This is a genomic window from Amycolatopsis sp. NPDC004625 (genome assembly GCF_040609695.1).
In the GTDB taxonomy this organism is placed as follows: domain Bacteria; phylum Actinomycetota; class Actinomycetes; order Mycobacteriales; family Pseudonocardiaceae; genus Amycolatopsis.
The window spans coordinates 36,190-58,944 of record NZ_JBEXKX010000041.1; the positions used below are offsets into that span (position 1 = coordinate 36,190).

At 70.8% G+C, this 22,755-nt stretch carries 22 protein-coding genes and 2 pseudogenes; 17 read left to right on the forward strand and 7 right to left on the reverse strand.

All coding sequences use genetic code 11. From position 1 onward, the window contains the following. Window positions 1–170 precede the first annotated feature (170 nt). Complete coding sequence (locus ABZW17_RS35090; RefSeq protein WP_354823736.1) at window positions 171–836, forward strand: NAD(P)-binding oxidoreductase; 666 nt, start codon at window positions 171–173, stop codon at window positions 834–836. 40 nt (window positions 837–876) lie between these two features. Here the strand turns inward: ABZW17_RS35090 and ABZW17_RS35095 are convergent. Then, window positions 877–1,026, reverse strand: a pseudogene (locus tag ABZW17_RS35095) (hypothetical protein); the annotation flags it as partial. Between the two features lie 168 nt (window positions 1,027–1,194). After that, a complete protein-coding gene (locus ABZW17_RS35100; protein ID WP_354823738.1) occupies window positions 1,195–1,488 on the reverse strand; it encodes a hypothetical protein in 294 nt (97 codons plus the stop codon). A gap of 448 nt (window positions 1,489–1,936) precedes the next feature. Between ABZW17_RS35100 and ABZW17_RS35105 the strand changes: the two genes are divergently transcribed. The 3 genes from ABZW17_RS35105 to ABZW17_RS35115 all read left to right on the forward strand — a co-directional run bounded on the left by ABZW17_RS35105 (window position 1,937) and on the right by ABZW17_RS35115 (window position 4,019). Continuing rightward, the gene (locus ABZW17_RS35105) at window positions 1,937–2,278 is read left to right on the forward strand and encodes a hypothetical protein (protein ID WP_354823740.1); all 342 of its coding nucleotides are present in this window, start codon (window positions 1,937–1,939) and stop codon (window positions 2,276–2,278) included. Further along, window positions 2,278–3,198: a protein kinase gene (locus ABZW17_RS35110; protein WP_354823742.1), complete on the forward strand. Its 921-nt coding sequence runs from the start codon at window positions 2,278–2,280 to the stop codon at window positions 3,196–3,198. The genes ABZW17_RS35105 and ABZW17_RS35110 overlap by 1 nt, the downstream gene beginning before the upstream one ends. Before the next feature lie 173 nt (window positions 3,199–3,371). Next, window positions 3,372–4,019: a GAF and ANTAR domain-containing protein gene (locus tag ABZW17_RS35115; protein WP_354823744.1), complete on the forward strand. Its 648-nt coding sequence runs from the start codon at window positions 3,372–3,374 to the stop codon at window positions 4,017–4,019. Window positions 4,020–4,344: 325 nt separating this feature from the next. On the opposite strand, the gene ABZW17_RS35120 is transcribed toward ABZW17_RS35115, so the two are convergent. Further along, entirely contained in the window at window positions 4,345–4,605 is a 261-nt protein-coding gene (locus ABZW17_RS35120) for a hypothetical protein (RefSeq protein WP_354823746.1), read from the reverse strand. A 618-nt stretch (window positions 4,606–5,223) separates the two neighbouring features. Between ABZW17_RS35120 and ABZW17_RS35125 the strand changes: the two genes are divergently transcribed. Then, the gene (locus ABZW17_RS35125; RefSeq protein ID WP_354823748.1) at window positions 5,224–5,556 is read left to right on the forward strand and encodes a MerR family transcriptional regulator; all 333 of its coding nucleotides are present in this window, start codon (window positions 5,224–5,226) and stop codon (window positions 5,554–5,556) included. Window positions 5,557–5,755: 199 nt separating this feature from the next. Here the strand turns inward: ABZW17_RS35125 and ABZW17_RS35130 are convergent, their stop codons facing one another. Then, the gene (locus ABZW17_RS35130; protein ID WP_354823750.1) at window positions 5,756–6,739 is read right to left on the reverse strand and encodes a YdcF family protein; all 984 of its coding nucleotides are present in this window, start codon (window positions 6,737–6,739) and stop codon (window positions 5,756–5,758) included. A gap of 444 nt (window positions 6,740–7,183) precedes the next feature. On the opposite strand from ABZW17_RS35130, the gene ABZW17_RS35135 reads away from it, so the two are divergent. Then, window positions 7,184–7,660, forward strand: coding sequence for an ATP-binding protein (locus ABZW17_RS35135; RefSeq protein ID WP_354823752.1), 477 nt, complete (start codon window positions 7,184–7,186; stop codon window positions 7,658–7,660). A gap of 614 nt (window positions 7,661–8,274) precedes the next feature. Here the strand turns inward: ABZW17_RS35135 and ABZW17_RS35140 are convergent. Further along, window positions 8,275–8,457, reverse strand: a pseudogene (locus ABZW17_RS35140) (transposase); the annotation flags it as partial. Between the two features lie 76 nt (window positions 8,458–8,533). On the opposite strand from ABZW17_RS35140, the gene ABZW17_RS35145 reads away from it, so the two are divergent. The 7 genes from ABZW17_RS35145 (at window position 8,534) to ABZW17_RS35175 (ending at window position 15,832) form a co-directional block, all read left to right on the forward strand. After that, entirely contained in the window at window positions 8,534–8,980 is a 447-nt protein-coding gene (locus ABZW17_RS35145; protein ID WP_354823754.1) for a hypothetical protein, read from the forward strand. 25 nt (window positions 8,981–9,005) lie between these two features. After that, window positions 9,006–10,190, forward strand: a complete 1,185-nt coding sequence (locus ABZW17_RS35150) for a histidine kinase (protein ID WP_354823756.1) — start codon at window positions 9,006–9,008, stop codon at window positions 10,188–10,190. Then, window positions 10,190–10,840: a response regulator transcription factor gene (locus ABZW17_RS35155; RefSeq protein WP_354823758.1), complete on the forward strand. Its 651-nt coding sequence runs from the start codon at window positions 10,190–10,192 to the stop codon at window positions 10,838–10,840. Before ABZW17_RS35150 ends, ABZW17_RS35155 begins: the two co-directional genes overlap by 1 nt. 43 nt (window positions 10,841–10,883) lie before the next feature. Next, window positions 10,884–11,375 (forward strand): RDD family protein, encoded by a 492-nt coding sequence (locus ABZW17_RS35160; protein WP_354823760.1) that lies wholly within the window; start codon window positions 10,884–10,886, stop codon window positions 11,373–11,375. A 62-nt stretch (window positions 11,376–11,437) separates the two neighbouring features. Beyond that, the gene (locus ABZW17_RS35165) at window positions 11,438–13,135 is read left to right on the forward strand and encodes an alpha/beta fold hydrolase (protein WP_354823762.1); all 1,698 of its coding nucleotides are present in this window, start codon (window positions 11,438–11,440) and stop codon (window positions 13,133–13,135) included. Between the two features lie 225 nt (window positions 13,136–13,360). Continuing rightward, on the forward strand, window positions 13,361–15,256 hold the full coding sequence (locus ABZW17_RS35170) for a glycosyltransferase family 39 protein (protein ID WP_354823764.1): 1,896 nt from the start codon (window positions 13,361–13,363) through the stop codon (window positions 15,254–15,256). A gap of 429 nt (window positions 15,257–15,685) precedes the next feature. After that, window positions 15,686–15,832 carry a hypothetical protein gene (locus ABZW17_RS35175; RefSeq protein WP_354823766.1) on the forward strand — a complete coding sequence of 49 codons (147 nt, stop codon included), beginning with the start codon at window positions 15,686–15,688 and terminating at the stop codon, window positions 15,830–15,832. A 4-nt stretch (window positions 15,833–15,836) separates the two neighbouring features. Here the strand turns inward: ABZW17_RS35175 and ABZW17_RS35180 are convergent, their stop codons facing one another. Continuing rightward, window positions 15,837–17,840 (reverse strand): APC family permease, encoded by a 2,004-nt coding sequence (locus ABZW17_RS35180; protein ID WP_354823768.1) that lies wholly within the window; start codon window positions 17,838–17,840, stop codon window positions 15,837–15,839. A 291-nt stretch (window positions 17,841–18,131) separates the two neighbouring features. Here ABZW17_RS35180 and ABZW17_RS35185 point away from each other — a divergent pair, with 291 nt between their 5' ends. Then, on the forward strand, window positions 18,132–18,320 hold the full coding sequence (locus tag ABZW17_RS35185) for a hypothetical protein (protein WP_354823770.1): 189 nt from the start codon (window positions 18,132–18,134) through the stop codon (window positions 18,318–18,320). Here the strand turns inward: ABZW17_RS35185 and ABZW17_RS35190 are convergent. Then, window positions 18,310–18,543 (reverse strand): hypothetical protein, encoded by a 234-nt coding sequence (locus ABZW17_RS35190; protein WP_354823772.1) that lies wholly within the window; start codon window positions 18,541–18,543, stop codon window positions 18,310–18,312. The genes ABZW17_RS35185 and ABZW17_RS35190 overlap by 11 nt on opposite strands. A 365-nt stretch (window positions 18,544–18,908) precedes the next feature. Here ABZW17_RS35190 and kdpF point away from each other — a divergent pair, with 365 nt between their 5' ends. From kdpF to kdpB, 3 genes are read left to right on the forward strand one after another with little or no spacing between them, the layout of a single operon-like run. Beyond that, on the forward strand, window positions 18,909–19,010 hold the full coding sequence (gene kdpF / locus ABZW17_RS35195; RefSeq protein WP_020639212.1) for a K(+)-transporting ATPase subunit F: 102 nt from the start codon (window positions 18,909–18,911) through the stop codon (window positions 19,008–19,010). Next, window positions 19,010–20,668 carry a potassium-transporting ATPase subunit KdpA gene (gene kdpA / locus ABZW17_RS35200; protein WP_354823774.1) on the forward strand — a complete coding sequence of 553 codons (1,659 nt, stop codon included), beginning with the start codon at window positions 19,010–19,012 and terminating at the stop codon, window positions 20,666–20,668. The genes kdpF and kdpA overlap by 1 nt, the downstream gene beginning before the upstream one ends. Then, entirely contained in the window at window positions 20,665–22,755 is a 2,091-nt protein-coding gene (kdpB, locus tag ABZW17_RS35205; protein WP_354823776.1) for a potassium-transporting ATPase subunit KdpB, read from the forward strand. Before kdpA ends, kdpB begins: the two co-directional genes overlap by 4 nt.

Sequence of the window (22,755 nt, forward strand, 5' to 3'; positions counted from 1 at the left end):
CTGCGCAAGGCCTGGGACGACAGCCACTTCGGTGCCGGCCCCGCTACGTCCGATGCGCGAGGCGTTCATGACCAAGTCGCACGACGAGGCCCGCCGACCGGGCTCGGTTCCGACCGGTCGGCTGCCTGCCTGATCAACCCCTGAACTCCCGGAAAGGCCTTTTGATCACCATGAGCAACCTCCTGGTCTTCGGCGGCAGCGGCCGCACCGGCGCTCACGTGCTGGAATACGCGGCCCAGCGCGGCCACCGCGTCCGCGCCCTCGTCCGCGACCCCGGCCAGGTGCAGGCACCGGCCGGCGTCGAGCTGATCCGGGGCACCCCCGCGAACGTCGACGACATCCGCCGGGCCGCCGAAGGCACCGACGGGGTGATCAGCGTGCTGAACAACGGCCGCGCCTCGGACAACCCGTGGGCCAAGCCGGTCAGCCCGCCGATGTTCATGACCGACGCCGCCCGCCACATGCTCACCGTCATGGGCGAGCAGGGCATCCGCCGCATCGTGCTGGCGTCCACGCAGGGTGCGGGCGACGACTGGGCCCGGCTCAACCCGCTGGTGAAGGCGTTCATCAAGCTGTCGAACATCAAGGCGGGCTTCGAGGACCACACCGGCGTCGACCAGGTCATCCGCGCCTCGCCCGGCATCGACTGGACCCTGGCGCGTGCCGTCACCCTGACCGACAAGCCCGCCGTTGGCCCCGTGCGGGCCGCCGAGGCCGGCACCGAAGCGCCCGGCGCACGGATCAGCCGCGCCGACCTCGCCCAGTTCCTCGTCCAGGCGATCGAGGACGACGCATGGATCCGCAAAGCGCCCCTGGTCTGGAACACCCGCGGCTGACCCGTCCTGCCAGGCCGCGGGTGATGGGCCGCCTTGGTGCTCAGGCTGGTTCGCTGAGTAAGCCATCCGCCGAGTGGCGGTCAGGCGTTGGACGACGTCGGTGTCCAGCTGCGGGACGTGGGCTTCGAGGCCCGCGCAGCAGCCGTTTGCGCCCGTCCTCAGGATCTCGAGTGCGGGTGATCAGGCCCTTCTCCTCGAGTCGGGCGACGAGCTTGGTGGTGACGGCGGAGGTGGCCCAGTGCGCGGGTCTCTAAGAACCGCTCCATGAAACCACCCACGGCGGCCACCTGGCCGAAGTGCGTGCTGCGTCAGCGGCTACGCAGCCTGGCCAGTGCGGCCGTGGTGGTGGGCGCGAGGGCTAGTAGCTCGTCGGTGCAGGAGAGCCGCAGCGGCCGGCCGGCGCCGTCCCTGTCGCCAGCGAGGTCGGCTGAGCAGCAGGGCGTCGGTGTTCGGCGTGCCCGGCGAGGGATCCGGCGAGCACTTCCTGGCCGCGCCGGCTGATGTCCTGCGGGTCATCGGCCCAGCCGCCGACGGGTTCCATGCCGTGCATCGGCAGGTCGGTCCAGGAATGCACGGCCGGCAGCTCGCGGTCGTGCCGGTCGGCGAAGTCGATGGCCGAGGAGCTGATGTCCGACCCGTGGACGCCGACCACTACCGGCCCGCGTCCGGCGGATGATTCGGCGGGCCGGACGCCGACCGCCGGCCGTTCGCAGGAGTTCGGCGGCCGTCGAGCCGAGGACGACCCGTGCCAGCGCGCCCTGCCCGGGCGCTCCGATCACCAGCACCGGCCAGTGGACGACCTGGATCGCGGACAATGCACAGCCAAGGCGGGTGGCCTCGTCCGCCGCCCGGGTGACGATCCGTGCCGCGAACACACGACAGTCGACTACCCGCCCTGACGCGGCAGCAATCGTGGCGGCAAGGTCAGTCGCTGGTGCGGCAAGGCAATGCGGACACCAGGGTGCGTCTCACCGACGACTGGCCGGCCCCACGGCCGCCGGCAAGCCGGGCAAGGGTGGCTCGCGTTGATCTTCGTGTTTGGCGATCCATCCCCCTCGGGTATCCGGCCGGACCACCGAACCGGAGGGGATGCCCTGCCGATGACCGACGACGAACCGGATGCCGACGACACGACGTCGCCGCGGTTTCCGGTGGGCGTGGACGGCGTACCGGTTTCCCAGGGTGAGGACGAGCTGCCGGACCTGATCGCCGGGCGGTATGAGCTCGGGCGGCTGATCGGAAGTGGCGCCACCGCTGTCGTCCACCGCGGTGTGGACCGGGAACTCGGCCGTGCCGTCGCGATCAAGGTGTACGACCGTCATCTCGTGGCGGTTGAGCAGTTGCGTCGAGTCCGGGAGAAGGCGGTCCAGGCCAGCATCGACCATCCCCGGGTGGTCTCGCTGTTCGACAGCGGCACCGACCGCGCCGTCCGTACCTGGTGATGGAGCTGGTCGACGGCGAGAACCTCGCCGAGCGGCTCCTCGCCGGACCGCTCCCCGCCGACGCGGTGGTCGATCTGGGGGTCCAGCTGGCCGAGGCGCTCGCGTACGTGCATGCCCGGCGCGTCGTGCACCGCGACCTCAAGCCGGCCAATGTCCTGCTCGGCCGCGACGGACCCCTGATCGGCGACTTCGGCATCGCCTACGAGCTCGATTCCACCCACATCACCGGCACCGGCCTGGTCACCGGCACCGCCGCGTACCTGGCGCCGGAGCAGATCGTGGGCGAACCGGCCGGGCCGCCGGCCGACGTCTACACACTCGGCCTGGTCCTGCTGGAATGCTTGACCGGCGAGCGCGAGTATCCTGGCACCCTGGCCGAGTCGGCGGTGGCCCGGCTGCACCGGGCGCCGCGGATTCCCGCCGGTGCACCCGGCTCGCTCGCGGACGCGCTGGGCCGGATGACCGCTCGCGAACCCGGGGACCGCCCCCGCGCCGAGCAGGTACCGCAGCTGCTGCGCCGGTCTCCCGTCGCGGTCACCCCTGCCTCGGGTGCAGTCTCGACACGGAAGCGGCGGGCACTGGCTGCGGCCGGGGGACTGATGACCGCGGCTGCAGCGTCCGTGCTTGCTGTGGTGCTGGCCAGGCCGGACGTCCCGGCGGACACCCCGGCCTGGCCGCCTGCCGCCCAGCCGACCGCCACCGCGACCTCTGTACCCGCCAGCGGCACGGCGGCTCCGGCCTCGGATGTCTTGGTGGCATCACCGCCGGTAGCGGGGTCATCGCCGCCGAGCTTGGCTGCCGCGACGCCCCCGAAGCGTGTCACTACCGGCTCGGACGGCGGTGCCGGCGCGGGAAGCAAAGCTCCGGGCAAAGCCAAGGGCAAGAACAACGGCAAGGGCAAGAACCGAAGCCAACCGTGAGCCGAGCGACCTGAAACGCGGCGTCGGCGATCGTGGAGGCGAATCCTCCTCAAGCCGGCACCGGGTGGCGCGACTTGCGGTTTCCCCATCGCCGCGGAGGGTAATCCGAGGTGATGGAAACGACACGTTGCGGCGAGGCTGCCGAAAGTGGTCTGGCCGCGATCCTCAGCGAAGTGGCCCGCACCTTGCAGGCCGAGCCGGACGTCGCGTCCACGCTGGAGGCCATCACGTGTGCTGCGGTCCGGCACATCGGTGGCGCCGCAGCGGGCGTCAGCCTGCTGGAGGGCGGGAAGATCACGACGGTGGCGCCCACCGACGAACTCGTCGTCACGGTCGACAAGCTGCAGCACCAGTTCTGGGAAGGCCCCTGCCTCGGGGCCATCTCCCAGCACCACACCTACCGCACGGGCGACCTGGAAAGCGAGCGGCGGTGGCCGCGGTTCGGGCCGGCCGCCGTCGGGGTCGGTGTGCGGTCCATGCTCGCCTACCGGTTGTTCGTCACCGACACCACCCTGGGGGCGCTGAACCTGTACTCGTCCGAACGGGACGCGTTCAGCGCCCAGGAAGAGGACAACGGGCTGCTGTTCGCCAGCCACGCCGCGGTCGCGCTCGTCGGCGCCCAGACCGAGCAGCACCTCCAGGCTGCGATCAACGCCCGCGACGTGATCGGGATGACCAAGGGGATTCTGATGGAACGGCACGGCGTGGACGCCCACCGAGCGTTCGCGATGCTGGTCCAAGCCTCCCAGCACGCCAACCGGAAGCTGCACGCCGTCGCTGCCTGGCTGGTCGACCACCACCTGGAACGCCGGACCCGCTGATCGGCTCCGCCGGCCCGAGGGCTGGACCGGCGGCGGCCCTCCTGCGCGCCGAAGACCAGACCTGCCCTGCGCGCCAGCCTCGACAGCGTCACCGCCCGCAACCGCCACATCGAGGTGAGCGCAAAGGTCCTGAGCAACCATGGCGCGATCCTGAAGAAGGATGGACCGGCCGTTGCCGCGGCGGCGGCGCAGCTTGGGAGCTTGTGGCGGTTGCCCACCGTCGTGAGTCTCCCGCAGCCGGGTCTTCCTCGGGAGCCACTCCACCCGGCTCGGCCGTCGCCGACCTCGAATGCTCTCGGTCGATGCCGTGCGTCGTGTCCGGGGGTCAGGCGCCGAGGCAGCTGTAGAGCCGGCTGGCCAGGGAGGCGGCGAGCTGGTTCAGCGTGGCGTGGGGGTCGAGCTGCGCGAACTGCCCGAGCAGCTCGGCCGCCGCGTAGGCTTCGGCCTCCGACAACAGCGCCACGCACCGCTCTCGCCGGCCACGCTCCAGCAGCCGCGTCAGCGCCGTGGAGTACTGACCGAGGTCGGTGATCTCGGTCAGGCCGTAACGCTGCTCGAGCGGCTCTTGGATGGCCTCGTCGCTCAAGGTTGCCCCCTCTTCCTCGCCGTCACCTCCGTGCGTGCCAGAAAATCTATGCCGCCTGGAGTAGACATTGGACGGCGGGTGTGTGTAGTGTTCTTCTCGTAGCGAGAGAGACAAAGTCAAGCAAGCGCGGGAGAGGACGTAACTACCCGCGAGGTGAGACGAAGATCAGCAGTATCCGTAGTTGTTCGTGCAGGTGCAGTACCGGTCAGGTGGCCGGAGTCGATCGGTGAACGGGGCTCCGGGCAGTGACCAGCGGCGTCAGCGTGCTGGGACCGATCAGTGGAAGGGTTCCGGCAGTGACGTCAGTGGCAAGTGAAAGAGCAGTATCTGAAGGAACAGCAGTACCCAGTAAGTGGAGAACACAGGAGAGAAGGGACAGGGAGCATCATTGGATCGCCCGCGGCGGCTGGGTAACTGGGCCGCGCGGGTGCCGCAGTCCCATCGAGTTCGGAGGTGGTGCTCGGTTACGAATGAGCGATCCTCGCGGGTTCCGGCTTTCGGCCGGTCGCGAGTGCAGGAAGCCGGCGGTCGCGCCGGTCGGCAATGGTGAAACCCAACCCTTTGAGGACCCCGGGTGCCGTTCGCGGCACCCGGGGTCCTTTGTGATGCGGAGGTGGAATGATTCCTGACCAAGCAGGACCGGCCGCGCCGGATGCGGCCGACAAGTTCGACGACGAGCACTACCCCGCCTACACGATGGGGCGGGCGGCGGACATGCTCGGCACGACGCAAGGCTTTCTGCGCAGCCTCGGCGAAGCCGGCTTGATCACGCCGCAGCGTTCCGCCGGCGGGCATCGTCGCTACTCACGCCAGCAGCTGCGCCTGGCAGCCCGCGTACGGGAACTGGTCGACCAGGGCACCGCGATCGAGGCGGCCTGCCGCATCGTCAGCCTCGAAGACCAGCTCCACGAAGCCCAGCGCATCAACTCCGAGCTCCGCGCCCGAGACTGACCACCACGCGAAGCGGGAGCGACGGTCTGCGATCTGACCTCCCGCTACCTCACACCTACTACCCCCGCATCGGTCCGGTTCGCTGCGCAACGACAGGCATGCTGTGCTCGGCGGCGGAACAGGAAGGCGCCGGCGAGCGCGACCAGCACGCCGCCTGCGGACAGCTGGGGCCAAGAGCCAGGACCTGGTCGGGCGCGGCTCAGGGTAGGGCGGCGAGGAAGCCGGTGACGGCGAGCAGTCCGGTGACGCTCAAGTTGACCAGCCGGTGCTCCATGATGACGGCGGCGAATTCCCGGATAGTGGCGCTCGGCCAGTAGTAGAGGGCGGTGGGTGCGCCGACGACCTGTCCGTTGACCTTCGCGGTGCGGGCGAGGATCGCGGCCCGAAAGGCGTGGAAGTTGTTGGTGACGACGACGCACCGGTAGCCGGGGCGGTGGTGCTGCATGAGCTCGCGGCTGAGGGTGAGGTTCTGCGCGGTGGTCGTCGAGCGGTCTTCGCGGAGCAGCTTGTCGGCGGGGACGCCGTGGGCGAGCAGGTAGTCGGCCATGGCGTGGGCTTCCGGCTGGGTTTCGTCCGGTCCCTGCCCGCCCGAAGCGATGACGAACGGGTCGCCGCCTCGGTCGCGTTCGTTTCGGTAGAGGGTGATCGCCTTGTCGAGCCGGCTGGCCAGCAGCGGTGGGATCCGGCCGTCGATGATGCGTGAGCCGAGCACGATCACGAAGTCGACGCCGGGACGGGCGCGCAGCCGGCTGTAGAGGAAGGCGTAGCCGAGGTAGCAGCAGAACAGGAAGCTGAGGTAGGACACCGCGGCCAGCGCGGAAACGGCGACCGCGCCGATGGCGGGGTGCTGGGTGTACTGGGCGGTGATCAGCAGGACGACGAGGGTGAGCAGGCCGAGGCCGGCGAGGAAGGACAGGAGGTTGCCCAGGGAGCGGCTTTCGCGGCGGATCATGGTGATGCCGTTGGCGAGCAGGAAGACCGCCAGGACGAACACCGCGAACAGCGGGGCCAGGAGGACGAAGAACACGACCACAGCGGCGGTCTCCGGGGGAAGGCGGTCGATGTCGCCGAGGAGCGCGAGAATCAGGCAGGCGACGGCCAGGCCGAGCAGCACGGCGTTGCGGAACCGCCTGCGGTCCTGCCGGATGCTCACCAGCGCGACGACCAGGAACGCGGCGGCCATGGCGTAGAAGATGACTGTCGCCTCCGGGATCTCGGGATCGGACTGGCAAGCAGGATCATCGGACCGTCGGGGGCGGAGAGCGGGTCGTGTCACTCGTCGGCGACAGGGATTCATTCGACTGGGCGCCGTCAGGACCGAGCCGGCCCGGGCGGCTTCGCCGGCCACCGGTCTGGACCGGCGAAGCCTGATCCCGGGGCCCCTGCGCGCCGGCACCCCAGAACTGAAGATTTCAGTACCCATTCGGACGAGAATCACACCAATCGGGCGACTTCGCTCTGGTCCGTACGGCCGAATCGGTCGGTGGGGGAGCCGGGCGACCGGTTGCGGGCTGCGCGGTGTCCGGAGCGTGGCCGCCGAGGGTTTGATCCGCCGCGGCCGGGGGTAACGCCTGAATGCGGACGTCTTCAGCAGCGAGGGCGGAGAGCCCGGAAAGATTGGTTCGCGATGCCCGAGCCGAGCAGCACGCCGATCCCGGCGCCATCGTCGTGGTCGATGGATCTGCGCGGGACGACCGCGCCGGCGTTGGTGGAGATCCGTCGCTGGGCGTCCCGGGCCCTCACCCAGGTCGATGACACTTACCTGGGGGACGTGCTGCTGGTGGCCACGGAACTGGTGACCAACGCCTACGACCACGGCGACGGTCCCCTGCAGGTCCGGATGAGTCACACCCCGAACCCGTGCCGGGTCCGGCTCGAAGTCGACGACAGTTGCCGGGACCGGCCCGTGCTCGGCACACCGTCACTCGAGCGCCCCGGCGGCCGCGGCATGCACATCGTGGCCAAGCTCGCCCGCACCTGGGGCGTGCTCGAGCTCCCTGCCGGCAGCAAGACGGTCTGGGCCGAAGTGTCCTGCGACAGCGCCGACGCAGTCCCGTGCGCGGCGGTGACCGGCTCGGGAAGCCCGCCCGTCGAACGGGAGTGAAGCGCGTTTCAGCCACGGCGGACCATGCGGATCCCCGATCAGATCGGCTGTTCACCGCATGGCGGAGATGTCGTTCTTTGAGCGCGGCCTCGGTGGGTGCGGCCGTCTCGGCGGCCTGTGCTTGCTCGAGTGCGGAGACGACCTCAGAGGACAGACGTCCGCGCTCCGTGCGTCGGCGGATCCCCGTACGCTGCCGCCGCCGGTGGCCCAGAGCCGGCAGGACGGCAGTGGAACCATCGTCTTCGTAAGGCTTCTGAGAGTGACGGGACGGGTCGCGTACCAGAGGCCGGTGGCTGTCGCGGGTCGCTTCCTGCTGAACTCACCCGTGGAGCGCCGGCCCTCCACGGCCAGGAAAAGCGCCGACCTTCTCGATCTCCACGTAAATCCGCGCTGGCCCGGGTCACTGACCGTGATCGGGTCAAGCGCAGCCAGCGCGGTTCGGGTCCACCACACGACTTGACGTCGGCCGCAACCAGTCCTGGCCGTCGGCGGCGTCGGACGGCTGAAGGGGCGCTCTTGAGACGAACGCGGTTGCTGCGTCGGGCTGGCCGACCGAAGAATGCGCTTGCTGATCACCGCGGCGATCGCCGACGCCCTGACCGAGGCGTAGCAGCGTGGACGCCCTGGACAACCCCTGAGAAACCCGCGCGTGGGTGACCGGGGCGATGCCGGTGCAGGCCGCCGGGCGCCCGGAGCCGACGAAGTTCGAGGCGTCGCCGACTTCGAGCAGGGCGGGCTGCGGTCTTGATCCGGATGCCGGGCATCGAGGTCAGGACCCCGGCAAGCGGGTGCGGATCACGAGCCTCGGCCGAAAGTACGAGACGGGCTCGTCTCAGGCGGTGCCGGCGCGCGGCGAGTCCTAACTTGCCCGGTATGACCATCGAAACAGCGCGGGAGAACCCGCCCAGCACGATCATTGCCGCCTTCTTCGGCTTCCTGGTGTCCACGGTGTCCGCGATCGCCGGCGGGCTGCTCGTCCTGAGCGCGCGCGACGAAATCGCGGCGACGCTGCGTCGGACGAACCCCACGTTGACGCCGGAGCAGCTCGACCGGCTCACCCTGTTCGCGCAGGCTGTTCCGGTCGCCGTCGCCGTGGTCATCGCGCTGGTCTACCTCTGGCTGTCGTTCAAGCTCAAGGCGGGCCGCAACTGGGCTCGCGTGACGCTGACCGTCTTCACCCTGCTGCAGGCCGCTTCGCTGGTCACCACCGAACCGTCGTGGGCGGGCTATCTGAGCTGCGGGGTGGCTGTCGTCGCGACCGTGCTCAGCTACCTGCCGCCGTCCAACGATCACTTCGCCCGGGTTCGGCGCGCGGACTGATCCGGGACGCGGGATCATGACGGCCATGCGCAGAACGGGGGTCCGGCGCGGCATGCTCGGCGCCGAGCTCGCGGTGCTGGCCGCGGCGGTCGTCGCCGACGTGGTGCTGGTGCTGGAGGTGCCCGGCGGAGGCGGTGGCTGGGCCGCGCCGCTGACCGGGGTGCTGACTTCCACCGGGACGGCGATCCCGGTGCTGGCCGTGCTGCGGCGGCGCTTCCCCCGCCACGTCGGCGTGCTCGGGAGCGTCGTCGCCGCGCTGTCGGCGATCAGCACGGTCGTGGCGGTCACCGCGCACCCGCCGCGCCAGCCGCCGGTCGCCGAGATCGTGGCCGCCGGGCTGCTCACGGCTTCGGCCGGCCGGAAGCTCGAGCCGAAGCGCGCGGCCGGGCTGGTGGCGGCCCTCGGCGTGGTGATGATCGCCGCGCCCCTGCTGCGCTACGGCGCCGGCGAGCCGGAGACGCTGCTGGCGGTGGCCGCCGCGGCGTACTGGGGTGCCTGCCTCGGGGTCGGGCTGATCCTGCGCGCGGCGGACGGCAGGCAGCGCGACGCGCTGGACCGGGTCCGCAGCCAGGAACGCCTGCAGCTGGCCAGGGAACTGCACGACCTGGTGTCCCACCACGTCAGCGGGATCGTCGTCCGCGTCCAGGCCGCCCGGACGATCGCCGAAGCCACCGCGGACGTCGGCGGCCACGCGGCGGTGTACCGCGAGATCGAGGAAGCCGGCGGTGCGGCGCTGACCGCCGCGCGCCGGCTGGTCGGGATGCTGCGGGACACCCGGGACGTGCCTCCGATGTCCGGTGCCGTGCTCGGGGACGCGGTGCGCGCGGCCGCCGGATCCTCCGCCCGGGTGGCCGTCGCCGAGGAACTGGACCAGCTGCCGGTGCCGTCCCAGCTGGCCACGACCGTCCACCGCGTCGTGACCGAAGCGCTGACCAACGCCCGCCGGCACGCCCCGGCCGCGACCGAGGTGGTCGTCTCCGTCCGCGTCGAGGCCGGCGAACTCGTGCTCGAGGTGGGCAACGACGGCGTTCCCGCGAACCCGCGTTCCGCGCCCGGCGGGTTCGGCATCATCGGCATGACCGAGCGGCTGGAAATGCTCGGCGGCAGCCTGACCGCCGGCCCGGGCCCCGGGGCGCGCTGGACTGTGGTGGCGCGGCTCCCGCTCGGCGGCGAGGACGCGCCCTTCGACGCCTTGCCGAGGGGGCTCTGATGACCATCCGGGTGCTCGTCGCCGACGACCAGGTGCTGGTGCGCACCGGGTTCCGGCTGGTACTGGACGCCGCGCCGGACATCGACGTGATCGCCGAAGCCGCCGACGGGGAGGCCGCGGTCCGGCTGGCGCGGCAGCTGCGTCCGGACGTCACGCTGATGGACATCAGAATGCCCAAAGTGGACGGTCTGCGGGCCACCGAGCTGCTGGCCGGCCCGGCCGTCGCGCACCCGCTGCGCGTGGTGGTGGTGACGACCTACGACGCGGACGAGAACGTCTACGCCGCCCTGCTCGGTGGGGCCAGCGGGTTCCTGCTCAAGGACGCCGGTCCGCAGCTGCTGGTCGACGCGGTGCGCGCCGCGGCCGGCGGGGAGGCGATGGTTTCGCCGTCGGTGACCGTGCGCCTGCTCGCCCGGTTCACCGAAAAGGCGCGGCGGCGCGCGCAGGGGACACCGGGCCTGCTGACCGACCGCGAGTCCGATGTGGTGCTCGCGGTCGCCCGCGGCCGGACCAACGCCGAGATCGCCGACGACCTCCGCGTCTCCCTCTCGACGGTCAAGACGCACCTGGCGAGCGTGCAGCGCAAGCTCGAACTCCGGAACCGCACGGAGATCGCCGTCTGGGCGTGGCAGCGCGGGCTGCTGGGATGACCTTGACCGGTGTGCGAAACTCGCCCAGTGTGCGGTCAGCGCGGTGACCATCACGGCCGGGCGGCGAGAAGTGCCGGAGGGGCTGCGGATGGCAGGCCGCCGGGTGGTGCAGGCGGTGCTGGACCAGGCCCTTGCGACCGGCGTGGGGGTGTTCGCCGCGCTCGCGGCCGGCCTCGTCGTCATCCCCCTGCTGCAGTGGGGGCTGGTGCCGCCGAAAGCGATCCTCTGGGGCCCGGCGATCACGTTCTTCGCGGTCAACTACGCCTGTGACGCGGTGATCCAGATCTGGATCCCGGTGCGCCGCGGCGGGGTCACGCCGGGCATGCTGATCATGGGACTGCGCGTCGAAACCCTGCGCGGCGGGCCGCCGAAGGCGCGCGCCTACGCCTTCCGGTGGCTGCTGATGACGGTCGACGGCCTGCTGTTCGGGCTGGTGGCCGTCGTCAGCATCGTGGTGACCCGACGCCGGCAGCGGATCGGCGACCTGGTGGCGCGGACCCTCGTGGTGCGGGCCGGTCCTCGTACTTTCGGTTGATCCCGGCGCCGGGAACGCGCGCCATACTCCGGGTGATCATTCACCCGGACGAGGGGTATCACGTGAAAAAGACGACAGCGAGCCGGCTTCTGGTCACCGCTGTGCTGCTCGCGGTTCCGGCCGTTCCCGCGGGAACCGCCGCAGCGGCCACGCCGGACCGCTACACCGGCCAGCAGGTGGCGTGGGGAGCGTGCCCGTTTCCCGTTGCCGCCGGGGCGAAACCGGCCGAATGCGCGGTGATCACCGTGCCGCGGGACTGGGCGAACCCGGAGTCCGGGGTGGACCTGAGCGTGTCGATCAGCCGGGTCGCGGCGACGGGGGAGCGGACCGGCGCGCTCCTGGTGAACCCCGGCGGGCCCGGCGGCCAGGGCAGCTCCCTCGCGGGTGCGCTGGCCGGCCTCGAACCGAGCGTGAACGAGCGGTACGACTTCGTCGGCATGGACCCCCGCGGTACCGGGCACGAAGGGACCGCGGACACCGGGTTCGGCTGCCAGGTCCCGGCGGGACGGCTGCCGCAGGGACCGCTCGACGCGCGTGACCGCTCGGCGACCAGCATCGCCGAGCACCAGAAGACGCCGCGGGCGATCGCGCAGGCGTGCCAGAGCGATGCGATCGCGCCGTTCGTCACGACGTGGCAGACCGCGCACGACATGGACCTCGTCCGGACCCTGCTCGGGGACGAGAAGCTGAACTACCTCGGGTATTCCTACGGCACCTGGCTCGGCGCCAAGTACGCGTCGTTGTTCCCGGGCCACGCGGGCAAGGTGGTGCTCGACTCCAGCGTCGACTTCGAAGGCCGGCTGCAGGCCGCCTTCGAGGCGTTCCCGATGATCGGCCAGCGGCAGACCGACGAGGTCTTCGTGCCGTGGCTGGCCCGTCAGTTCCCGGCCCAGCTGGGCGCGTCGCCGGCCGAGGTGAAGCAGAAGATCGAGCGGCTGCGCGGTTTCTACGCCGGGCTCGGCGTGGCGCCGGACCAGTTCGACGCCCTGTTCGCCGGCAACGGCAGCGAGATCCGGTGGCTCCTGGACGCCGCGGTCCTCGTCGCCGGCGCCGGGCAACTCGACGGCAAGCCCGTCCAGGTCCCGGCGGCGCTCGCCGGGCAGCTGGACACGTGGTCCACCGCCGCGTTCGGCAAGCGGCTGGCGCAGCTGACCGGCGCCGACGTCGTCGCCGGGCTGGCGGCGGCGGAACCGGACTACCGCAGGGTTTCCGGGACGCGGTACGCGGTGGCGTGCGGCGACCAGCCGGCGAAGACCGCCGGCTGGTACAAGCGCCTGTCCGACCGGCAGGGCCCGCAGTACCCGATCTTCGGCTGGGCCTACGGGCTGACCGAGCCGTGCGGGTTCTGGTCCGACCGGCCCCGGCAGGCCCTGGCCGGGCTCCCGCCCGAGGTCGCCGGGAACGTGCTGGTGGTCCAGGGCGAGTTCGACCCGCAAACCGGGTACGAGCAGGCGCGTTCGGCCGTCCGCGCGGCCGGGGTCCCGCTGATTTCGGTCGACGATGCGGCGTTCCACGGCCAGTACGCTCTGGGCGGCAACCCGTGCGTCGACGGCATGGTCAACGTCTTCCTGGTCGCGAACTCCCGGCCGGGCTCGGTCACCTGCCCGGGAGTCCCGCTGCCCGGCGAGGACCGTGTCTTTCCGGTGGCCGGCCCGGTCACCGGTGGCCACGTGGCGACGATGAGCGCCGCCGGCACCGGTGACCCGGCGTTGCGCACCGCTGTGCGGCACCGCATCGGCGAGCTCAACGACGGGCGCTGACGAGCTCCACGCCGAGGAGGCCGGTGCCGGGCGAGTGCGGTTCGTCTGCCTGGACGTAGCGGCCCGCCGTCGGGCTTGGCCGGCATCGGCTCCACTCACCTCGGCACCGTGACGTCCTCAGCGCGCCGCGCTCAACCCACGGGTGGACGCTCGCTTCAATCCGGAGCTTGAAGATTCCGGCATCGCGGCCGTCCTAGCCTTCCTGGCGGTGACCGGGAGGGGGACGTGGTGGTGGTAGCCGAGGTGCGGACCGGGCGGGGCGAGCGGATCGCGGTGGGGGTGATCTCGGCCGTCGCCGCGGTGTTGTGGGGCTGGGCCTTGGGAAGCCGGCCGCTGCAGCCGTACTACGCGGCGGCGGTGCATTCGATGTCGCACAACGCCACGGCGTTCTTCTTCGCGGGCTTCGACCCGGTGGGAGTCGTCACGATCGACAAACCGCCGCTCGCGTTCTGGACGCAGGCGCTCGGCGTGGCCGTCTTCGGGTTCCACCCGTGGGCAATCGCCTTGGTTCAGGTCGTCGAGGGCGTGGCCGCGGTGCTCGTGCTGCACCGGGTTGTGCGCTGCTGGGCCGGCGCGCGGACCGCGTTGCTCGCCGCAGCGCTCTTCGCGCTGACGCCGACCGTCGCGGCGATCAACCGCGACGACCTGCCCGACACCCTCTTGCTGCTCCTGCTGCTGCTCGCCGCCTACTGCGTCACCCGGGCGATCGACAACGCCCGGTGGCTCGTGGGGGCGGGAGTCTTCGTCGGACTGGGCTTCCTCACGAAAATGCTCGCCGCGTGGATCGTGTTGCCGGGTCTGGCGTTGGCGTTCTTCGTCGCGGCGCCCGGTTCACGCGGCCGGCGGCTCGCGTGGCTCGGCGTGGCCGGCGCGGTGACGCTCTTCGTGTCGCTGGCGTGGCCCGTCGCCGTCACCGTCTGGCCCGGCGCCAAGCCGTTCGTCGGCAGCACCACCGACGGTTCGGTGTGGCAGCTGGCCTTCGGCTACAACGGCGTTTCGCGCCTGGTCGGCGGCACGACCGGCATCGGCGGCGGCTACAGCGCCACGGCCGGCGCGGCGCTCGGCGGCGACGTGGGTCCGCTGCGGCTGTTCGACGCGGAGGTCGGCGGGCAGATCGCCTGGCTGCTGCCGCTCGCCTTGGTGTCCTTGGTCGTCGCCGCGTGCCGCGCTCGCGGGGCCGCGCCGCGGACGAAGGCGGGCTGGGTGCTGTGGGGTGGCTGGCTGGTCGTCGGGGCCGTGGTCTTCTCGGTCACCGGCGGCATCTTCCACGCGTACTACACCGCCGAGTTGGCCCCGGCCATCGCGGCACTCGCCGCCGCGGGGCTGGTCACGGCCTCGAGCTGGTCCCGCGGCCGGGCCCGGTTCGTCCTGCCGGCCGCGGTGGCGGGGACGGCGGTGCTCGCCTTTGTCTTGCTCGACCGGACACCGGACTGGCTGCCGTGGCTGCGGTACACCGTGCTGGTCGTGGCGTTGCTCGCGCTGGTCGCGGCGCTGCTGCGGGCGACCCGCGCCGCGGCGGCGATCGGGCTGGTCGCCGTCGTGGCCGGGCCCGCGGCCTTCGTCGCCGACACGGCGGTGCGGCCGGGAAGCGTCCTGGAGAGCGCCGACCCGGCCGCCGGGCCACCGTCGACGGCCGCGCTGCACACCGTCTTCAGCGCCGATACCGGTGCGGGCGCCGCGGCCGGATACGTCCGGTTCATCGACAGCGCGTACCGGCTCAGCGCCGGTCAGCGCCAGGTGCTCGCGTTCGCACAGGCGTCGCCCGCCGAGATCACCCTGACCGTCGAGGGCGGCACGTACGGGGCGGAACCGTTCCTGCTGAACACCGAGGCACGCGTCGCGCCGCTCGGTGGCTACCTCGGCTTCGACCCGGCGCCGTCAGCCGCGGAGCTCCCGCAGTGGGTCGCGGCCGGCAAGCTGCGGTTCGTGCTGCTGCCGCAGGTGTTCGTCGACATCGCCCGTGCCGGGCCAAAGCAGCCCACCACGGCGGCGGTCGACGCGGGGGAACTGACCCGGCGGGTCAGGTGGGAAGCGAAGCACTGCCGCCCGGTGCCACCCGCGCGAATCGGCCCGGAAGCGGCCACGGCGGGGGTGCTGTTCGACTGCGGCGTCGGTCCGTGACCTCGCCGGAGGCTGCCCTGCGCGGCCCGCTCGGTCGACTGGAGGTGGCGCATCGAGGAGCGGTACCGGGCGACTGGCGCCTCGGGCCGGGGCGATGGAAGGTTGGCCACCGCATGTCTCCAGTGGAGCTGATTGCCGGAGTCAGGAGTGTCGGTGCGCCGCAGCCGGCAGAACCCGTCCTGAATTTCCAGCGCCGGCGAGATGATCTCGACGACCAAGGATCCCGGCAGGTTCTTCTCCGCGCTGCTGGGCGGAAAGCTCCTCCCCGCCCCGCAGCTGGCCGAGATGCCGAAGCCGCAACACATAAGGAACGGCCGCCGCGCCGTCCGGAACACGTAAACAGCGTCGCCGCCGCGCCCGTGAGCGGCTGGACTTGGCGGTATGCGCACAGCTCCGCCCGTCCCAGCCGGGGTCGGGATCTCTCTCGGAATGGCACTTGGCGCGGCCGCCACCGGGTTGTCGGGTGCCACGAGCGTTCCGATCGTCTCGCTCGTCGCGATGGTGGCGGTGGTCGTTCCCGCGCACGAACGCGAGCACGGTCCCGGTACCCCGCCCGAGCAGGTGAGCTCGCCGTGACTGGTCAGGATCGGCGCTGGGTGGTGACGCCGCGGCGGATGTCGCCGGGCAGGGGGCGGACGCGCTGGAGGTCGCGGCCGGCGGTGGAGCGCAGCTGCCAGGGGACGCTCGTCACCATGACCCCGGGCTCGAACAGGAGCCGTCCCTTGAGCCGCAACGAGCTCTGGTTGTGGAGGATGTTCTCCCACCAGCGGCCGACGACGTACTCGGGGATGTAGACGCACACGACGTCGCGAGGACTGCTGCGTCGCAGGTTCTTGACGTACTGCACCACCGGCCGGGTGATCTCGCGGTAGGGCGATTCGACGACCTTGAGCGGGATCTTCATCCCGCGCTGCTCCCACTGCCGCTGCAGCTCGCGGGTGTCGGCGTCGTCGACGTTGACCGTGATCGCGGCGAGCGTGTCGGGCCGGGCCGCGCGGGCGAACGCGATCGCGCGCTGGCTCGGTTTGTGCAACGTGGACACCAGCACGACGGCGTGGACCCGGCTGGGCAGCAGCTCGCTTTCCTCGTCCGGCAGGAGCTCGTCGCGGACGTGGGTGTAGTGCCGGTGGATCGTCCGCATCAGCACGAACAGAGCCGGGATCGCGATCACGACCAGGTAGGCGCCGTGCGTGAACTTCGTGATCAGGACCACGACCAGGACGATCGCGGTCAGGATCGCGCCGGCGGCGTTGATCAGCCGGGACCGGTGGATCGACCGGCGCTCGCGGGCGTCGGTGCTGCCGGCCAGCGCGCGGTTCCAGTGCCGGACCATGCCGGCCTGGCACAGCGTGAACGACGTGAAGACGCCGAGGATGTAGAGCTGGATCAGGCGGGTGGTCGAGCCGTCGAAGGCGAAGATCAGGATCCCGGCGACCACCGCGAGCGCGACGATTCCGTTGGAGAAGGCGAGCCGGTCGCCGCGGGTGTGCAGCTGCCGGGGCAGGAAGCGGTCTTGGGCGAGGATCGAGGCCAGCAACGGGAAGCCGTTGAACGCGGTGTTCGCGGCGAGGATCAGGATCAGCGCGGTGGCCGCCTGGAGGAAGTAGAACAGCACCGAGTGGTCGCCGCCGAACACCGCGGCGGCGATCTGGCTGATCACCGTGCGCTGCGGGTCGGTCGTGCAGTCGCCGCGGAACCCGGTGAGGTCGCAGGTGTTCTCGGCGATCCGGACGTGGCTGATCATGGCGAGGGCGGTGATGCCGCCGAACATGGTGACGGCGATCGCGCCCATGGCGGTCATGGTCTTGGCGGCGTTGGCGCTCTTGGGCTTGCGGAACGCGGGCACGCCGTTGGAGATCGCCTCGACGCCGGTCAGCGCGGTGCAGCCGGAGGAGAACGATCGCAGCAGCAGGAACACCAGCGCCAGGCCGCTCAGGCCGACCTGCTCGGGGCGGACGTCGTAGCCGGCGCTCTCGGCGACCGGCGCGTGACCGGCGACGGCTTGCCCGAGGCCGAGCGCGATCATCAGCACGACCCCGCCGATGAACAGGTAGGTCGGGATGGCGAACGCGCGCCCGGACTCGCGGATGCCGCGCAGGTTCATCGCCATCAGCACCAGGACGAACCCGAGGTTCAAGGCGATGCGGTAGTCGTTGAGCTCGGGCACCGCGGAGATGATGTTGTCGACTCCGGACGCCACCGACACCGCGACCGTCATGATGTAGTCGACCATCAGGGCACCGGCGACGACCAGCCCGGCACGGCTGCCGAGGTTGCGGGAAGCGACCTCGTAGGAGCCGCCACCGCTGGGGTAGGCCTTCACGACCTGGCGGTAGGAGAAGACGACGACGGTGAGCAGCACCGCCACCGCCAGCCCCACCCACGGCGCCAGCGTGAGGTAGGCGAGCCCGCCGATCGAGAGGATCAGCAGGATCTCCTGGGTCGCGTAGGCGACCGAAGACAGCGGATCGCTGGCGAAGATGGGCAGGGCGAGCCACTTCGGCAGCAGCGTCTCGCCGAGGGTGTCGCTGCGGAACGGCCGTCCGAGTACCAGCCGTTTGAGCCATGAGGTGGGTGCCGGCACACATGGCAGCGTGCCTGCTGCCGCGGTGATCCGGCGTAGGGAAAACGTCAAGATGCGGGCTTCGGCGTAGGGAAAGCGTAAGTGTCGCCCGGGTGATCGTCAGGTTCTCGTCAACGGCTCTGGTTCACGGCGATCGCCTGCCTACGGTTCCGGCACGTCGTCCCCGGGAGCTGCCATGGCCGAAGCCGGTCTCGCACGCCTGATCCGCTGTCCCGGCGCGGTGGAACTGCTGGACGAGCTGGCGTCCGGTCCGTGCACCGTGGCCGCGCTGCGGCGGGTTGTCCACGGCGCGTGCTCGGACCCGCTTTGCGGATCCTCGCCGCCGAAGGGGCCCTCCGGCGTGAACCGGCGGGCACCTGGGATGGGCGGACGGGCGGCGAAGTGGTGCTGTCCCTCACCGCCACCGGCCACCGAATCGTGGGTGGTCTGTCCGATTTGGACGTCTGGGTCGCGGTGTACGACGACTACCTCAACGAGTAGCCGGCCCGGGGTCGAACAGGGCCTGGGCGGAGTGGATGCACTCGAGGATGTCGCGGGCCAGCTGGGCGGCGGGGCGGGTGGTCACGGTGTCGGCCAGCTGGAGGTCGCGCACCTGGCCGTCGAGGGTCACCACCACCGCGATCGCGCCGTCGTGGCTGCTGTGACTCACCTGGACGGTGTTGCGGCGGGGGACGGACGTGCGGAGCTCGGGGTCGGCTGCCAAGGAGAACTCCCGGGATGAGATCCGGATCGGGCTGCGAAGACGTGATCGTTCAAGGGTGGCCCCGAATTCCCGTCGAGGCGAGCCGTTCACCGCGCCGAGGCCGAGTTGTGACCAAGTCCGGTTCGGACTCGGAGGGAGCTGTCAAGAACCCGTCAACGAGCCCTGCGGGCGCATCAAGACTCCGTCAGGTGACATCCGAACGGGAGTTCCGGCAGGCACGCTTCCGCCTGCCCGGTCACCATTCGGTCGACCTCGGTTTGTCGTGCGTGAGAAAGGAGCAGTGCCATGGCCGACCTGGCCTATGTGCTGCTGGCGATCGTCGTGTTCGCCGTGCTGGCCTTGACCCTGCGTGGATTGGAGCGGCTGTGAGCGGCACCGGCGTGGTCGCCAACGTCGTCGGCGGCGTCCTGGCGCTGGCCCTGATCGTCTACCTGTTCATCGCGTTGATCAAACCGGAGAAGTTCTGATGTCCTCGACGTGGGCCGGCCTCGGGCAGGTCGGCCTCCTGCTGCTCGCCCTGGCGCTGGTGTACCGGCCGCTGGGCGACTACATGTACCGCGTGTTCACGAGCACGAAGCACTGGCGGCTCGAGAAGGCCGTCTACAAGATCGTGCGTGCGGACCCGGAGGCCGAGCAGCACTGGAAGACCTACGCCTCGGGCGTGCTGGGCTTCTCTTTCGTTTCCGTGCTTTTCCTCTACCTCCTGCAGCGGATCCAGCCGCTGCTGCCGCTGAACTTCGGCCGGACAGTCGATCCCGGGGTCGCCTTCAACACGGCGATCAGCTTCGTGACCAACACGAACTGGCAGTCCTACGTCCCCGAGGGCGTCATGGGGCACGTCGTCCAGATGGCCGGGCTGACCGTGCAGAACTTCGTCTCCGCCGGCGTGGGCCTCGCCGTGGCGATCGCGCTGACCCGTGCGTTCGTCCGGTCCAAGAGCGACCGGCTCGGCAACTTCTGGGTCGACCTGACCCGCGGCACGGTCCGCGTGCTGCTGCCGCTGTCCTTCGTCTTCGCGATCGTCCTGGTCGCGCTCGGCGTGGTGCAGAGCCTGAAGTCCGGCATCGCTGTGCTCAACCCGGACGGCTCGGCGAGCACGATCGCCCTGGCTCCGGCGGCGAGCCAGGAAGCCATCAAGGAACTCGGCACCAACGGCGGTGGCATCTACAACGCCAACTCCGCGCACCCGTTCGAGAACCCGAACTCGTGGTCGAACCTGATCGAGATCTCCCTGCTGCTGGTCATCCCGGTCAGCCTGACCCGCACCTTCGGCAAGCTGGTCGGAAACACCAAACAGGGCTACGTCCTGCTCAGCGTCATGGGCGCGCTGTGGGCCGGCATGCTCGCGGTGATCTGGTGGGGCGAGACCCACGCGAACGGCGCCGCCGCCCGCCTGGCCGGCGCGGCCATGGAAGGCAAGGAAACCCGCTTCGGGCTCGCGGCGTCGGCGTTGTTCGCCGACTCGACCACCGGCACCTCGACCGGCGCCGTGAACTCGATGCACGACAGCTTCACCGGGCTCGGCGGGTTCGGGACGCTGCTGAACATGATGTTCGGCGAGCTCTCGCCGGGCGGGGTCGGCACCGGCCTCTACAGCATCCTGGTGATGGCCATCATCGCGATGTTCCTGGCCGGGCTGATGGTCGGGCGCACCCCGGAGTACCTGGGCAAGAAGCTCGGCAAGCGCGAGGTGACCTGCTCGGCGATCGCGATCCTCGCGATGCCGACGGTCCTGCTCATCGGCGCGGGCGCGGCCCTGCTCATCCCGGGCAACACCGACGCGTTCAACAACCCGGGCGCGCACGGCTTCTCCGAGCTGCTCTACGCCTACACCTCGGCGAGCAACAACAACGGCAGCGCGTTCGCCGGCATCACCGTGACCAACGACTGGTACCAGTCGACGCTCGGCGTCTGCATGGCACTGGGCCGGTTCATCCCGATCCTGGCCGTGCTGTGCCTGGCCGGTTCGCTGGCCGCCCAGAAGAAGGTGCCGGAGACGGCCGGCACGCTGCCGACCACCAGCCCGCTGTTCGCCACCATGCTCGCCGGCACGGTCGTGCTGGTCGCGGCCCTGACCTTCATCCCCGCCCTGGCCCTCGGGCCGATTGCCGAGGCTCTCGCATGACCATGACCACCGATCGCACGCCCGGGGAAGCGACCCGGCACCACGTCGAGAACGCGGGACGGGTCGGCGCGGGCGTGTTCAACCCCCGCCAGCTCTGGACGTCCCTGCCGGACGCCTTCCGCAAGCTCAGCCCGCGCCACCAGCTGCGCAACCCCGTCATGTTCGTCGTGTGGGTCGGGTCGGTGCTGGTCACCGTCTTCGCGATCACCGACCCCGGCGTGTTCAACATCGGCGTCGCGCTCTGGCTGTGGTTCACGGTCCTGTTCGCCAACCTCGCCGAAGCGGTGGCCGAAGGCCGCGGCAAGGCCCAGGCCGAGTCCCTGCGCCGTACCAAGAAGGACACCGTCGCCCGGCGCCTCACCGAGGACGGCTCGGAAGCCCGCGTGCCGGGCACCGACCTGAAGATCGGCGACCTGGTGGTCGTCGAAGCCGGCGAGGTCATCCCGGGTGACGGCGACGTCGTCGAGGGCATCGCGACCGTCGACGAATCGGCCATCACGGGTGAGTCCGCGCCCGTGATCCGCGAGTCCGGTGGAGACCGGAGTGCGGTGACCGGCGGGACGACGGTGCTCTCCGACCGGATCGTCGTGAAGATCACCACCAAGCCCGGCGAATCCTTTGTGGACCGCATGATCGCGTTGGTGGAAGGCGCCTCCCGGCAGAAGACGCCGAACGAGATCGCGCTGACGATCCTGCTGTCCGTGCTGACGATCATCTTCGTCCTCGCGGTCGTGGCGCTGCAGCCGATGGCGGGCTACTCGGGTGGCCTGGTCTCGGTGATCGTCCTGACCGCGCTGCTCGTCTGCTTGATCCCGACGACGATCGGCGCGCTGCTGTCCGCGATCGGCATCGCGGGCATGGACCGCCTGGTCCAGCGCAACGTCCTGGCGACCAGCGGCCGTGCGGTGGAGGCCGCGGGCGACGTCTCGACGTTGCTGCTCGACAAGACCGGCACCATCACCTTCGGCAACCGGCAGGCCACCGAGCTGATCCCGGTCGGCTCGTCCACGATCGACGACCTCGCGATCGCGGCCCGGCTCTCCAGCCTGGCCGACGGCACCCCGGAGGGGCGCAGCATCGTCGACCTGTGCGCGCGGGAGCACGTCCTGCCGGCGGAACCGAGCGAGGCCGAGAAGTCCGGCGAGTTCGTCCCCTTCACCGCGCAGACCCGGATGAGCGGCATCGACGTGGGCGGCCGGGTCGTGCGCAAGGGCGCGGCCAGCGCCGTGCGCGCGTGGGTGGCCGAGCACGGCGGCACGGTGCCGGACGAGGTGCACACTGTCGTCGACGCGATCAGCGCCGAGGGCGGTACCCCGCTCGTCGTCGCCGAGCAGGTCGAAGGCGTCGCGTCGGTGCGCGGGGTGATCCGGCTCTCGGACGTCGTCAAGCCCGGCATGCGCGAGCGCTTCGCCGAGCTGCGGACGATGGGCATCAAGACCGTGATGATCACCGGCGACAACCCGCTCACCGCGCGGGCGATCGCCGAAGAGGCCGGGGTCGACGACTTCCTCGCCGAGGCCAAGCCCGAAGACAAGATGGCGCTGATCAAGAAGGAGCAGGAGGGCGGGCGGCTGGTCGCGATGACCGGCGACGGCACCAACGACGCTCCCGCGCTGGCGCAGGCGGACGTCGGGGTGGCGATGAACACCGGGACCATGGCGGCCAAGGAAGCCGGCAACATGGTCGACCTCGACTCGAACCCGACGAAGCTGATCGAGATCGTGGAGATCGGCAAGCAGCTGCTCATCACCCGCGGCGCGCTGACGACGTTCTCCATCGCCAACGACCTGGCGAAGTACTTCGCGATCCTGCCCGCGATGTTCGCGGCGATCTACCCGCAGCTCGACACGCTGAACGTCATGCGGCTGCACTCGCCGGACTCGGCGATCCTGTCCGCGGTCATCTTCAACGCCCTGATCATCGTGGCGCTGATCCCGCTCGCCCTGCGCGGCGTGCGGTACAAGCCTTCCACGGCAAAGGCGCTTCTGCGGCGCAACCTGCTGGTCTACGGCCTCGGCGGCATCGTGACGCCGTTCGCCGGGATCTGGCTGATCGACCTGCTCGTCCGACTGATCCCGGGAATGTGA

Bases quoted from the DNA above. Each gene is read 5' to 3' on its own strand.
- ABZW17_RS35090 (WP_354823736.1), top strand. From the start codon at position 171: ATGAGCAACCTCCTGGTCTTCGGCGGCAGCGGCCGCACCGGCGCTCAC.
- ABZW17_RS35105 (WP_354823740.1), top strand. From the start codon at position 1,937: ATGACCGACGACGAACCGGATGCCGACGACACGACGTCGCCGCGGTTT.
- ABZW17_RS35110 (WP_354823742.1), top strand. From the start codon at position 2,278: ATGGAGCTGGTCGACGGCGAGAACCTCGCCGAGCGGCTCCTCGCCGGA.
- ABZW17_RS35125 (WP_354823748.1), top strand. From the start codon at position 5,224: ATGATTCCTGACCAAGCAGGACCGGCCGCGCCGGATGCGGCCGACAAG.
- ABZW17_RS35130 (WP_354823750.1), bottom strand. From the start codon at position 6,739: ATGGCCGCCGCGTTCCTGGTCGTCGCGCTGGTGAGCATCCGGCAGGAC.
- ABZW17_RS35135 (WP_354823752.1), top strand. From the start codon at position 7,184: ATGCCCGAGCCGAGCAGCACGCCGATCCCGGCGCCATCGTCGTGGTCG.
- ABZW17_RS35145 (WP_354823754.1), top strand. From the start codon at position 8,534: ATGACCATCGAAACAGCGCGGGAGAACCCGCCCAGCACGATCATTGCC.
- ABZW17_RS35150 (WP_354823756.1), top strand. From the start codon at position 9,006: ATGCGCAGAACGGGGGTCCGGCGCGGCATGCTCGGCGCCGAGCTCGCG.
- ABZW17_RS35155 (WP_354823758.1), top strand. From the start codon at position 10,190: ATGACCATCCGGGTGCTCGTCGCCGACGACCAGGTGCTGGTGCGCACC.
- ABZW17_RS35175 (WP_354823766.1), top strand. From the start codon at position 15,686: ATGGCACTTGGCGCGGCCGCCACCGGGTTGTCGGGTGCCACGAGCGTT.
- kdpA (WP_354823774.1), top strand. From the start codon at position 19,010: ATGTCCTCGACGTGGGCCGGCCTCGGGCAGGTCGGCCTCCTGCTGCTC.
- kdpB (WP_354823776.1), top strand. From the start codon at position 20,665: ATGACCATGACCACCGATCGCACGCCCGGGGAAGCGACCCGGCACCAC.